Annotated in this window: 9 protein-coding genes; all 9 read left to right on the top strand. The window is 53.9% G+C overall.

Annotated features, from left to right (window positions below; translation table 11 throughout):
• Positions 1 to 73 precede the first annotated feature (73 nt).
• The gene (locus UH5x_RS09480) at positions 74 to 2,410 is read left to right on the top strand and encodes a HEAT repeat domain-containing protein (RefSeq protein WP_482635520.1); all 2,337 of its coding nucleotides are present in this window, start codon (positions 74 to 76) and stop codon (positions 2,408 to 2,410) included.
• A gap of 825 nt (positions 2,411 to 3,235) precedes the next feature.
• A complete protein-coding gene (locus UH5x_RS09475; protein WP_482635519.1) occupies positions 3,236 to 4,762 on the top strand; it encodes a hypothetical protein in 1,527 nt (508 codons plus the stop codon).
• A gap of 396 nt (positions 4,763 to 5,158) precedes the next feature.
• Positions 5,159 to 5,401, top strand: a complete 243-nt coding sequence (locus UH5x_RS09470; RefSeq protein WP_482635518.1) for a hypothetical protein — start codon at positions 5,159 to 5,161, stop codon at positions 5,399 to 5,401.
• A gap of 116 nt (positions 5,402 to 5,517) precedes the next feature.
• Positions 5,518 to 7,482, top strand: coding sequence for an ankyrin repeat domain-containing protein (locus UH5x_RS09465; RefSeq protein ID WP_482635517.1), 1,965 nt, complete (start codon positions 5,518 to 5,520; stop codon positions 7,480 to 7,482).
• A gap of 194 nt (positions 7,483 to 7,676) precedes the next feature.
• A complete protein-coding gene (locus tag UH5x_RS09460; protein ID WP_482635516.1) occupies positions 7,677 to 8,807 on the top strand; it encodes a sulfotransferase domain-containing protein in 1,131 nt (376 codons plus the stop codon).
• Between the two features lie 82 nt (positions 8,808 to 8,889).
• Entirely contained in the window at positions 8,890 to 9,105 is a 216-nt protein-coding gene (locus tag UH5x_RS09455; RefSeq protein ID WP_482635515.1) for a GNAT family N-acetyltransferase, read from the top strand.
• Between the two features lie 127 nt (positions 9,106 to 9,232).
• Positions 9,233 to 10,363: a hypothetical protein gene (locus UH5x_RS09450; RefSeq protein WP_482635514.1), complete on the top strand. Its 1,131-nt coding sequence runs from the start codon at positions 9,233 to 9,235 to the stop codon at positions 10,361 to 10,363.
• Between the two features lie 139 nt (positions 10,364 to 10,502).
• Positions 10,503 to 11,411 (top strand): hypothetical protein, encoded by a 909-nt coding sequence (locus UH5x_RS09445; RefSeq protein ID WP_482635513.1) that lies wholly within the window; start codon positions 10,503 to 10,505, stop codon positions 11,409 to 11,411.
• 921 nt (positions 11,412 to 12,332) lie between these two features.
• Positions 12,333 to 13,403: a mannose-1-phosphate guanylyltransferase gene (locus tag UH5x_RS09440; protein ID WP_482635512.1), complete on the top strand. Its 1,071-nt coding sequence runs from the start codon at positions 12,333 to 12,335 to the stop codon at positions 13,401 to 13,403.
• Positions 13,404 to 13,410: the final 7 nt, after the last annotated feature.

The following is a 13,410-nucleotide window of genomic DNA, read 5'->3' as shown; positions in this document are numbered from 1 at the left end:
GGGACCGGATCGCTTGTCGGTTGGTTTGATCTGTCCTGCCCCACCCTCCCCTTTCCTTCCCTGTTCGGCCTTCATGTTGCTCGCCCTTCGAAATCAACTCAAGCGACCGTTGACGCTGGTCTTCGTTTCCGTGGTCGTGTTGATCGCTGGCGCGGTTGCCGCGGACTACTTCACGGGACTGCCTGATTCCGCCGTGGCCACTTATGTCGGCCGAGATGCCTGCGTCGAGTGTCACCAGACGGAGTCGTTGGCCTTTCAGGGTTCGCATCACGATTTGGCCATGGACGTGGCCACGGATGAAACCGTGCTGGGCGATTTCAACGACGTGATCTTCGAGCATGATGGATTGCAGAACCGGCTGTTTCGTGACGGTGAACGGTTCATGATCCACACCGAAGGTCCCGATGGTGAGATGCAGGATTTCGAGGTGAAGTATGTGTTCGGAGTCGATCCGCTTCAGCAATACATGGTCGAGTTCGATCGCGATCCGAACGCCAGTGAGGATGAGATCGGACGCCTGCAAGTCCTGCGGATCAGTTGGGACACGAATCGAAAAGAGTGGTTCTACTTGCGTCCGCCGGACGTGCCGGAAAAGCTCGAGCCAGGCGATCCATTGCACTGGACGGGCGTGGCCCAACGTTGGCAAACGATGTGTGCCGATTGTCACTCAACGAATTTGAAAACCAATCATGACGTCGGAACGCTGACCTACCACACGACGTTCTCGGAGATGGATGTCAGTTGCGAAGCCTGCCACGGTCCCGCCAGTCTGCATGTTGAGATGGCGCGTGGGAATTCGTTGTTCTGGGATCGGCACCACGGATATGGGCTGGCCAAACTCAAAGGGGAAGATCCAACCGGGCAATTGGAAGCTTGCGCTCCGTGCCACAGTCGACGCAGTGTGCTGGACGCGGACTATCAAGCGGGCGATCCGTTTTGCAGTCACTTCAATTTGGAACTGCTTCGCGGTGACACGTACCATGACGATGGCCAGATCAAAGACGAAGTCTATGTGTATGGATCGTTTGTGCAGAGCAAGATGTTCCACAAGGGAATCCGATGCACGGACTGTCATGACCCGCATTCTTTGGAACTGAAGCATCCTGGCAACGAAACCTGCACGTCTTGCCATCAGCACGCAGCGGGGAAATACGACGTGCCATCGCACCATCATCACGCGGTGGGTTCGGAAGGTGCAAAGTGCGTCAATTGCCACATGCCTCACACGACGTACATGGAAGTCGACCCTCGGCGCGACCATAGCTTGCGAGTTCCTCGGCCGGATCTGTCTGTTTCCATTGGGACGCCCAACGCATGCAGCAGTTGCCATGTGAAGGATCAGCTCGAAAGCATTTCCGCGGACAAACGTGACTCGCTGACGCTGTACCAAGATTGGCTGCTGGCCGCTTCGGAAGGCGACGAGGAGGTTGCCGAGGCGATCTCGAAAACCGATCAGTGGTGCGACGAAGCTTGTGAGAAGTGGTATGGCGACAACCGTCAGGCTCCGGCGCACTATGGCGAGATCTTGGCGGGACTGCGAACGGGCGACTCTGCCATCGTTTCCAAAGCACTGCGGTACGTGACACAGCCGCCGGAGATCGCTCCGGTGCTGGCACGTGCGACAACGCTGGATGAATTGCTTCAAAACGGTCGTGGCCGAGAGGCGATCTCCGCTGCGAAAACGGTGCTGAAGGATCCGAATGAACATCCGATTCTTCGGGCGACGGCGGCGCGCGTGATGGGAGCAAGCAGTCCATCGGACGCGGTGAAAATTTTGACGCCACTGTTGAAGGATCCTTCTCGGTTGGTTCGCAGCGAAGCGACCAAGGCATTGGTTTCGTCGGGCGGCTATCAGACTCTTTCGGGAACGCGACAGAAGCAGGCTGATGCAGCGATCGATGCGATCAAAGAGGAGCTGATGGTGGCCTCGGATCGAGCTGGCGCTCACATGGCGTGGGCCTCGCTCAGTGAACAACGCGGGGACTACTTGGAAGCGGTGCAGTCCTATGAGAACGCGATTCGGGTTCAGCCGGAAATGTCCGGTCCGCGGACGAATTACGCCGCAATGCTGGATCAATTGGTGGCTGCCGCTGGCCAGTCCCGAGCGGCTCAATCAGCGATTGTGCAATTGTTTGGTGGCAGCGGGACGCTCGATGCGTTGACGAAGCAGGCCTCTGAGAAAGCCAACCAGCTTCGACTGGATGAACTGCCATTGTTGGGGCGAGACGCCAAGTTGGCTTCTGAAAACGCCGACGTTCAGTACCGATACGGTTTGGCGTTGTACTTGTCCGGTGATTTGCCCGCGGCGGAAAAGCAATTGCAGCGAGCCGCCGAGCTGGCACCCGACGTCGAGATCTTTTCGACCGCCCTGAAATTGCTGCGAGAACGGATGAACGAAACGGGGCAGTGAGGAATGGATTGTCGTTGGAGGCCAACTGGTTCACGGGTCGCATTCGAAGGTACCGCCCCGCGGCCGATGAGTGGGGGCGAAGTTGCCGAGCGACGAAGGTTGGGCGGTTTCTCCAGCCGGCTGCCGCCGCTCCGCGGCTTTCCGGATGGGGTGGCGGTACCCGGACCTCGGGTTGAAACCCGAGGCTTTCGGATTTCACCGCTCCGCGGTTCTGCCTGGCAGTGCGTCCACCTCGAGGAAAACAAGTGGAAAGCAATTTCGTCCGCTAGGCAGCGATGAAACCGGTAAGGTGGCTGGCACCTTGCGCACTAGGCATTCGGCGCACCTTCTAACTTTGGCAACGCGGGCTGGCCTTGGTGCAGTCACCCGTAGTTCCTGCATTGTTCGCTTCGTTTAGGGCGGTGTCGTAGAACCTTCCGTTCGGCGATCCACCGAAATCGCGGGCTCGGATCGTCTGAGGCCTTCATTCGTGTGCGATTAGTGCGGATTAGTGTTCCCGGAAACCTGGCTGCGCAGAACACTAGTCTTCACTAATCGAACACTAATACCAATCGCGATGGTGGCTTCGGTGCTAACCGGTCGCCTAACTATTTAGAATTTGAGGCAGCGAGGTACGGGGCTCAACCTCAATCCTTGTCCAAGGCGAGTCGCTTTGCGGTGGGGACACTCCGGCGAATGTTCCCTAGTGGAAACCTGCAACGTGGCTGGCACCTTGCGTAAGAAAAACGGGATATGATAACTTAAACGTCGGGTGAAGTGCGGTTGTGAAATGTTATCGGCAAGATCGACTTCGAATCCTTATGCCAGCACAATTTTAAATGCAGATTGGGGAATCAATTGGAATCTATACCTGTACTGAATCTTCCGAAGCGATATGAGATTCTTCGAGAAGAAGCTTCGAAAGCTAGTTTGGACCCGCTTGAATTTGTAGAGCGAGTCGAAGGTGATGCGAGAAGAGTGGATACACTCCTTTCGAGTATTAACGCATCTGGTTGCGGTTGTTTTGAGATATTTCTTGGACTGTCTGGATCAGGGAAAACTACGTTTGTATCTGCACTGCCAAAGTTCTTTGATGAAGTTAAGGTTTTTGAGTTTGATAAAGATCGTCCGGTCAATGAGTTGCCGAAGTTTTGTAGCGAAACTGCTAAGGGGAATAAAAGTCATCGGATTATACTGATGTCCGGCCGCGATAACCCAAAAACAGAGGATCTCGATCAAATGACTGATGTTTTTGACGAGTTGAAAGACGTTTTTCGAACTGCTGACGGATGCGTCTTAGTGCTTTGGCCGATGACAGATAGTCAAAGGGCGGTTGCGATTTCTGAAGAGGCTTGGCGTGTCGGTCGAGATAGTATTGCAGATGCTGGTTCTAAAGGTTTTCATGCGTTCCAAGGATTAGAGAATAGGCGTTTTTATGATGTTGCTGATATAACTTGTAGGAATCTAACCGGGGATGGACTGGAGATATTTGGTATTACGCGTGATATAGCTGACTCATTTCTGCCGGGAATTGAAACGATATCAGAGTACTATGGAGCGATTGAGCGACACGCGAGGAAAACTAGCGCTCAGACACTTTCCATCCTGAAGGAAAGAGTGAGGCCAAAAGTTTGGATTGTACTGCCGGGGGATGTTGTGTCCGCGTTAGATGCAACTGTAACAGGCCTCACCCAAGGCACTCGAAGCCGTGTCGATGTAGATTTGATCGGTGAGTTTATCGATAATCCAAATAATGAGGCGAATTACATAAAGGAGTGGCGAGAGCGGCGAGGCTCTCTTGCTCATTTAATGCGTGCATTAGACGTTCGTTTATTTGGGCTGCCGCCTAGTATATCCCTATCTGCAGCTAGGAGTTTCGGTGACGAAAATACCAAAAATAAGCTCAATAAACGATCTGCAAGCAAGTCGTCGTCGATCTCTTCCGTGCAGAAAAGTCGAATTTACAGAGCCATCCTGCAGGAATTGGGCAAAGACCCTGGGGTTTATTACGGTAGTGGTGCGAAATCAGAAGAAACTGAGAATGAATACCGAAGGTTGCAAGCTGATGCATCTAGCTCAGACAAAGCGTTAAACAAGGCGCTTGGAGCATTGCTGGAAGCAGCGTTTGTTGACGACGGCCTAGAGCTAGAGGTGATTAGTGAGAAGCAAAAGCTGCCAGGTAGTCAGCTGAAGCCCGATATTCAAATTAAACTTGATGAAAGTAATTATATTTGTTTGGAGCCTACTTGGCGTTCGACAGATGCAGGTATAGACGGTGAGGTTTCAGGAGGTCAGAATACTTTGGCAGTGTCCCATATAAAGCGGTACGTGCTCGACAAGGTGACTGATTATGTAAGGGACCTGGGCTTGTAGGGGGGGATTGGATGATGAATCAGATCAAGTATATGCCGTAGCCGGACGCGAACAAAGGTGTCGGACACCGAATAACCAGTAAGTGCGCCGGAAAGGAGATTTCAAGCAGTAGCCGACAGGCTGCCGTTTTTCGTTGGCTGGCCAGAAGTCCGCCACTCCTAGGGGCACGGAAGAGTGGTGTGGAAGGCTCCAACCACTTCACGGCTCTAAGCAGGTCGGCAGGAGTCTTTCGGCATTTGGGCTGTTTCGGTAATCGCCGTTGCTCCCACGTATAACCGGGGCTAACGCCCAAACGGCTCACATGATGATGCCCGATCATTCCTGCTGACCTGCTTAGCGGTAACCCCGAATGCTCGGCTGCAGCTCTCAGCCAATTATCCAGATGCGGTTGGGCGGATGGTTGCATCCGCTGCCCACGGAACCAACGGCGGTTCCAGCTTCACCCGATCAGCAACCATCCCGGCCAGCAGCGACACGGTCTTGGTCGCGCAGCAAGTCTATGACGGTGCGGGTCGCCTGAAGGACAACATCGATCCGGTCGGCAAAATCTCGGAAGCCGGTAACATGGCTGGCACCTTTCGCAGTGCCCGACTTGAACGGACAGATCAATTGGACTTGGCTGAGTGTTGTTCCGGTTAAAATGGCTGCGAGCCACAAGTGCACCGTTCTGGATTACGGGGTCTTCACCGAAGAGGACGAGTCACTTCCCTTGGATGCGGAAGACCGTCTTCGCTGGAACATACTGGGAGAGTTCAATGCGTCTTGAAATGTTGCTGTGGAGATGTGCAGCCCTCGTTTTGATGGTCCCATTGGGTTGTTTGACGGCGTGGGCGGATGAGAGGACCGACAACTCGGCGAAGGAGCAGAACTACCGGCAGAAACTGGGGATCTGGGCCGATGACTATTTTCATCATCCACTTGATGTCCGATTGTGCAAGGCGATCGAGGCCAATGACTTGACTGCCATCCGCTCGGCCATCGCGGATGGTGCGAATGTCAATGCTTCTGGGCTTGGCGGGGTGACCCCTTTGATTTGGTCCAGTCTTTACCAGCGTTTCGCGAGATTCGAGTTGCTGTTGGTCCTTGGAGCTGACCCGAACGCACCCTTCACATCGAAACGAGACTTGTCAATTTACCGCAGTGCTATTCATGATTTCCCTGGTGAAACAGCAACGTGCTTTGCTGCGGAAACTGGGTACGACGGCTACCTGGAGTTGGTGCTCGAGCATGAAGCCGATCTAAGAACCATGGATGACAGTCGGCGGTCGATTCCGTTGCAAATCATGTGGGCCAGGGGCGGGAATCGAATGCGGCGGATGAACGCGTTTGTTGAGCATGGAGGAAATGTCAATCTTCCGAGTGGCTGGGGGAACAACGAAACCTGCATGAGTGACTCAATGTACCGTTCCGGTTACGGGCTCGTTTTGGCTCTCTTTGAGCTTGGCGGAAATCCGAACCAGCCCTTCCGGCATGCGAATCGATGGATACTTCCCATTGACTTGGCGGTCTTTCCTAATGCAGATGACACCTTGGTTTTTAAGGGACCTCGTCCCATCACTCAAGAGACTCACGACCGAACTCTTCAAAATCGGCGAGCGCTGAAGCGATTGATCGCTTACCTCGAAACTGAAGGGTTTTCGTCCGAGGAGGCAATTCAGCGGGCAAGAAAACGGTTTGACCCAACATACGGTGACCTGAGCCCCGACGGGATTGCTGCATTGCTTGCCTCGACGGAGATGATTCCGAGAGAGGAAGAGCATGTGACAACCATCAAGGACTTGAAAGCAAGCAATGTTCCGTTGCAGGTGATTCGGTGGCGAGAAGATACGAGTCATGTTGGTGAGCGGGCGCGAGGTGACGAAGGCATTCAGCGGCCGCTGTTCCCACTGACCGAAGCCAAATTTCGTCAGCACTACGGTTTGCGCGCCGAGCGTTTCTTTCAATCGCCCAGCACGTTGGAACTATGTGCTGCGATCATCGCCAATGATCCCGGTCAAATTCGTGAGGCAGTGAAAAACGGCGCGGACGTGAATGATGTTGGGTTTGCGGGAATGACGCCACTTTTGTTTGCTTTCCCGTTTCAACGGACGGAAAGAATCCAGGCGCTGTTGGACTTGGGGGCCGACCCAACGTTGAGATTGACGAGTTACACCGGGGTTCCAGGATTGACGATGCCGGGATTGAGTGTGCTGACCGAAGCGTCCACGTCGTCATCAGCCGAAATTTTCGAGCGAATTGTGGCGTCCTGTGAGAGTCAAGGTCTGCACTGGACCACCCATAAACATTGGAGTGGAATGCCAATGTTGCATGCGATCGTTTCCGGATTGGAGTCGGAGCGGATCGCAAAGATCAAACAATTCCAGGCTGGTTCGGGCGATCTGCATCGACTCAATGAGGATGGGTGCGACGCTGCGATGCTGGCTATCTTTTTGTCTGACTGTGCAACTGCCCAGCATTTGATCGAGGCGGGGATGGATTTGAACCGACGGAATCAAGCCGGGGATCATCTCCCAAACGTGTACTATCGCTATGAAAGCGCGTCTGCAGTTGAGAAGCACAATGCGGCCCAACTGAAATTTGAGACTCGGCTGGTTGCCCCGGCAAAGGAACTGAAAGCACTGTTCCAAAGGAAGGGATATCGATTCGATGACCAAGCAGGGCGGATCCGGAGGGGCGAAATCGAAGATGACATCAGGCGGGAGGCGGATGAGATCGGATGAAAAGTCAGGGGCAACGCGGAACGACTGCGTTTCAATTGGTACCCACGTCAAGAGTTTGTCGGGTCGGGTGACCTTTTTCGTGACGATCGCTATGACTTACGGAAGGTGTTCGACTGTCAAATGCCGGTGGTGCCGGAGCATGTGCCAGGGCAACTCGCCTCCAAGGTTGGCTTGGATCCAAAGGCGGTCCAGGAATGATTCGCTGGTTGGCGTCGTACCCGAAGTCGGGGAACACCTGGGTGCGAATTTTCTTGTGGGCCTATTGGAATGATGACGGCACAGACAAGGAGGTGGCCCTGGACCGGATCCCCGAAATCTCGCATTCGGAAAGTCGGCTGAAACGTTACGAAGAGCTAGCGGGCCAGTCGATTGCATCGTGGAACGCGGCGAGGGTCGCATCACTGCGATTTGCCGTTCAGAAATCGGTCGCTATGCAACTGAAGCCGCACCAAGTTGTCAAAACGCACAGTGTCAGAGCCAGGATCGCGGACGTGCCTTTGATTGTTCCGCAATGGACGGATCGTGCCATCTATCTGTTGCGTCATCCGATGGACGTGGTCGACTCGTACGCAGATCATTGCGGACTCTCAATTGATCAAACAGTTCGAATGATGTGCAATCGAGCGCATCGTGTCGGCGGGGATGGCAAGATGGTCGTTCAGTACCTCGACTCTTGGTCCGAGCACGTGCGGTCATGGACGGAGAACGTGTTTTTCCCCACGCTTGTGGTTCGCTATGAAGATCTGGTTGCAAACCCAGGTCGATTCTTCGAAGCAATCCTTTCGTTTCTAGGATACCCTGTTGATGAAGATCGATTGCAACGGACGATTCAGCGAACGTCCTTGACGAGGCTGCAAGGACGCGAAGCCAAGGACGGTTTTTGTGAACTGAGCAACCGTAGCGCTGGCGGTCGCTTTTTTCGGCATGGCGTTGCCGGGCGGTGGATGTCTGTGTTGTCGGATGAACAGGTGAGTCGAATGGATGCCGACCACAGCGAAATGATGCTGCGTTTCGGGTACCGGAGTGACGGCATCGTCCCGGAGTCAGACGTGCATGTCCTTGGAACCGATTCGTCACCCAGTCGGGTCGAACTGCCGATCGACCATGGTTGCAACGCGGCGTCAACGACGCAGGCGAATCCACTCGCGTCGAGCCATGCCATCCGGCGTTGGCTTGTCAGCAACCTGATCCGGGGTGTATCGCCAAGCCGTCTTGCAGAAATGAGTTGTGAGCATGGGATCGAGCCCGAGGAAATCGAAATCGAGCTGGATTTCGCTCTGCATCACCCGTACGTTCTGGGAGCTCTGGATGCTCTCTCCGTTTGAAGCAAAGGTGTCCGTGAAGCAAAGGTGTCCGACACCTTTTCTTGTCCGGTGTCCGACACCTTTTCTTGCCCGACACCTTTTCTTGCCATTCGCACAAGGTTCGGGGCTCGCCCGTGCGCTGCTTTTTGATGCGACCGAGAAGGTGAATAAGCTCAACGTGGGTGCTTTTGCGTTGCTGGTTGACGCAAAAGATGAAGCGTCCGAGGCGTTCTATATCCACCACGGTTTCGTGAAGCTCGAGTCTCGCCGAGATGATGAGCGGACGCTCATGCTTCCGCTCACCAATTTAAATCGGTGACTAACGTGCTGGACATTGTTTCGCAAACGCGATTTTTTTTGTTGACAGCGAGTTTTGAGCGGCGTAAAACTCTCTCACCTTTATTGGTGGTTTGGTGACAGTCAGTTGGGACTAACGGAGCGGCGCGGTGAATACGAGGATTCGGATTGCGTTTCTTTTGGCTTTGGTTTCCTCATGTTGCATGGCGCAGGATCGGGCCAAGCACAAAACCCTTGCTGTTTCTCTTCGCCAGACGACGCCATTCAATGTACAAGCGGCATGTGACGTTGACCTGTCAATAGCCACTGACAATGTCGTGCGGCTGGAGTTGAGTAACGAGACAGGAGGGATAATCTACCTGGGTAATCCCGAGACTTCTTGCGGATGCGTAGGGGTAGAAACTGCGCAGTCGCAACTCCGTCCTGGAGAGTCTTGTGAAGTGGTTGTAAAGCTACGCCCGGACGGGAATTATGCGAAGCACGTTTGGGTCCAAAGAATTACATTCCCGCCCCCAAAAGGGAAGGAGGGTCGTACGGCTAGCCTTGTTATTAGTTCAAAGCTTCGGGGCCTGCTTGCTTTCAACCCAACGAGTCTGGTTCTCATTGCGTCTTCTTTAGAGTCTCAAGCAGACGAGCCAGTTAAAACCAGCTTCAAGGTTCTGTACAGCTCGCCTAATGATCCGGAAAACTTTGAGTTCAGCGGATCGCCGTGGATCAATCTCTTAGACATTGATCAGAAGAAGCCGTTAGAAGATGGCGTGGCCGAATATGTCGTGCAGGCCAAGTCAAGTGAAATCCCGATCGAGGGCACTCATGGACATCTTCAGATAAAAGATAAACGCACCGGAGACTTCCGTGTTTTGCGGTTGTCAATGGTCCGGCGGCCGCCAATTAGGATCGTTCCTTCAACCCTCGTTTTCCGAGAGTCGCGTGAGGCTGGAAAAATGGAGGCCTATGCTTTGCTGATTCGCGAGAGTTCCTCCGAGACGGATCGACAGGCGGAGTCTGAACAACAAATGCCCGGCAAACGCGAGCATTTCTCAAGTGAAACCCCGGTTCATTTCACAGCCACTATCGGACGACAATCTGTTGAGGCCAGAGTGCTGAGTGGGGCGGAGAGTTTCCGAAGAGTGCATCTCAGCATGAGCGTTCCGGATTCTGAGGAATTGCTTGTCGATGGAGCGAAGCCAGTGATGGATTGGCGTGCTTTGTGGGGGGATCTAAGCGTGAACGAACAATCTGATGTGTTGTTTCCTTCGATTCCAAAACGGAAGATGTGATGGCTGTAAATTGTAGACTTGTGTTTTTGGCTGTGACCCCTCCTTGCAATTCCCGTCGTAGTGAAAAGGTTTACCAGTGAAGCATCTCTTACTCTGCATGCTCGTTCTGCTGACTGTCGTAGGGTCACAAAGAACGCACTTGCATGCTGATCCTCCGGTTTCTTCTGATGCTGATGCAGGGGAGTTTGCTGCTTCGCTGCTTGAGGGACTGATCGTGAATAACCAGTCAATCAAGTCATACTCGGTAGCTTTCTCGCTCGAATATTCTGTCATGCCCCCAGGTCGCGTACAGGTTCGCAATGAGTTGGTCCGATGTGTGCGTGACGCTAACCTCGGACGCGCGCTTCTGGGGCGAATCGTAGTTGCAGATGTGATTGGTGCGGATGGCAAGATGGAAACGTCTAAGTCAACACATGTCTTGCAAGTTGGCGGGCGTGGAGAAGCCATTGTCATTGATGGCGTTGGGAAGCGGCGACTGGATCTGCCTCCCAATATTCCATTCAGTCGATCAGTAGGGATGCCGACTTTCCATTCCTTGGGGGTGGTTGGCTTTCCAGATTCCAGCTCCCTGCATGGATCGAATCATACTGCTTGGATAAAGCAGACCATAGCGGAGGACGGATTTGAAGCAAAACTCAGCGGTGACGATACGGCAACAGTTACTCGTGTTGTCGTACGCAATGGCCAGGAGACGCTAGCACACGCCTGGATATTCGACATCAAAAACATCGTTCCGCAAAGACACAGAGTCTTTTACTTCGATACCAACTTGAAAAAGCGGGTGCTAAAAGAGGAGGAAGTCTACACTTGGAGGGACTTTGAAGGAGTCCAGGTTCCGTTGACAATCAGATATCAGAACAAGCAAAAAGCACGGGCTCCGGAGTCGGGAGAATTGGAGGAGTACGTGGAACTCACAGACACGGATTTCCACTGGGATTCTGTTGGTGGGGATCTGGAAGAGCCCCAGACATCTCTAGAGCAATTCAAGACAATTGAATCGGTTGCAGAATGGATCCATGCTGGGTTTCCAAAGGGCAATGCAGATTGAGGGCTACTGGAAGGTGTAGCTATTGAGGAAGACAGGGGTTTGGCACGAGGAATTCTGGTGGTACTGAATGATGCACTAGACCTTGAACAAGCGAAGCCTGCGCAAATAAACATCTAAAAACTCGAAAGCCCTCGGCGTTTTACGCGTGTATTGGTGGTTACCAAGACATCAATCCACGCACGCAAACGAGGGTTTCGAGTGAGCGCCAAACTAAGACGTAAAGCCAAAGCACGCAAGCGAAAAATGCTGCGGCGAATCGATAGGTGAAACAAAGGTGTCGGACACCGAATAACCAGTGGGTGCACAGGGGATGAGGGGCAAGCGGTAGCCGAGAGGCTGCCGAGTTTCGTTGGCGAGACGTCTCAGCCAGCTCGCACCTTTCGCGAATCGAGTACGGCTGCGACCGTGCCAGCAACCGAACCTGGCGTGAGAACCCGTCGGATCTCAACCGCGAACTCGACTGGCTGTACCCTAACGATGGCCTGGACCGCGGGCTGAAAGTCGTGGCCTTGCAGCATCATCAGATCAATGTCGTTGATGTTCTCGCCACCACGGAAACAATGAGCCACGCCGTCTTGCAGAAATGAGTTGTGAGCATGGGATCGAGCCCGAGGAAATCGAAATCGAGCTGGATTTCGCTCTGCATCATCCGTACGTTTTGGGAGCTTTGGATGCTCTCTCCGTGAAGTCCTGCTGCAGTTGTGCCTCGGAAGGCCCGTTGAATTCGCGTCAATGCGTTTGCGATGGAAGTGACCGTCCGGATTGGGCATGATTCAAATGGGATTCATGCCAAAATTGCGAGAAGAAACCGGTGGGAAGTGGCAGGAGGCTGCTGTCGAAGCAGCGAATCAGGTAAAACGGGCGAGCGACGGCCAGTTCGCTGGATGACTTACACCTTGGACTTCAACACGGAACTCGATCATGCTTCACGCGATCATCATGGCAGGTGGCAGTGGAACTCGTTTTTGGCCTGCTTCTCGCAAGGCCAAACCAAAACAACTGCTTTCATTGGCGGGCGATCGCACGATGATCCAAGCCACGCGGGATCGGCTCAGTTCGGTGATTCCGGCGGAGCGAACGCATGTGTTGACTTCGGTCGCGTTGGTGGAGCCGATTGCGGAACAACTGCCCGAGCTTCGCCGCGAAACGATCGTGGGCGAGCCATGCCGTCGCGATACCGCTCCCTGCGTGGGATTAGCAGCCGCCTTGGTGGCTCACGAGGACCCTGACGCAGTCATGCTGGTTTGCCCCTCGGACCATGTGATTTTGCAACACGACCAATTCGCCGAAGGCGTTCGTCGTGGTGAGGCGATCTTGGCCGAGCATCCCGATGCGATTGTGACCTTTGGGATCAAGCCGTCTTATCCCGCGGAGTCGTTTGGCTACATCCAACGCGGCGAAGTGATCGACGGTCACGAGGCTTATCAGGTCAAGACTTTTCGCGAAAAGCCGGATGCGGAGACGGCGAAACAGTATCTGGCCGAAGGCACTTTTTCTTGGAACAGCGGAATCTTCCTCTGGCGTGCCCAGACGATCTTGGATGCGCTCAAGCAGCACGAGCCCGAAATGTACTCGCACATCGAGACGATTTCCAAGGCCATCGGTACCGACAACTACGACGAGGTGCTGCAGAAAGAATTCGCGGCGATCGAAGGCAAATCGATCGACTACGCGGTGATGGAACGGCACTCGCCAGTCGTGGTCATCGAGGCCCCGTTTGATTGGGACGATGTTGGAAGCTGGCAAGCGGTTTCTCGCTTGCATCCGGCGGATGAATTCGGCAACGCAGTGGTGGGAACGCATGTGAGCGTGGACTCGACCGGTTGCATCATTCACGGGACGCCCGGGCACACGATTGCCACCATTGATGTGCACGATCTGATTGTGGTGCAGACTCCCGATGCGACCCTGGTGGCTCCCAAATCTTCGGAAGAACGCGTCCGAGAAATCGTCGCTGCCTTGCAGAATGGCGGGGCGGAAGAGCTCACCTAAGGAATCG

The sequence above is a fragment of the Rhodopirellula sp. UH5 genome (assembly GCF_056839225.1).
Note: the sequence above shows the minus strand (reverse complement) of the source record. Positions and strands in the feature narration are given on the sequence as shown.

What these genes read in the sequence shown, in the direction of transcription:
- UH5x_RS09480 (WP_482635520.1), top strand. Translation starts at nt 74, where the DNA reads ATGTTGCTCGCCCTTCGAAATCAACTCAAGCGACCGTTGACGCTGGTC.
- UH5x_RS09470 (WP_482635518.1), top strand. Translation starts at nt 5,159, where the DNA reads ATGGTTGCATCCGCTGCCCACGGAACCAACGGCGGTTCCAGCTTCACC.
- UH5x_RS09465 (WP_482635517.1), top strand. Translation starts at nt 5,518, where the DNA reads ATGCGTCTTGAAATGTTGCTGTGGAGATGTGCAGCCCTCGTTTTGATG.
- UH5x_RS09460 (WP_482635516.1), top strand. Translation starts at nt 7,677, where the DNA reads ATGATTCGCTGGTTGGCGTCGTACCCGAAGTCGGGGAACACCTGGGTG.
- UH5x_RS09440 (WP_482635512.1), top strand. Translation starts at nt 12,333, where the DNA reads ATGCTTCACGCGATCATCATGGCAGGTGGCAGTGGAACTCGTTTTTGG.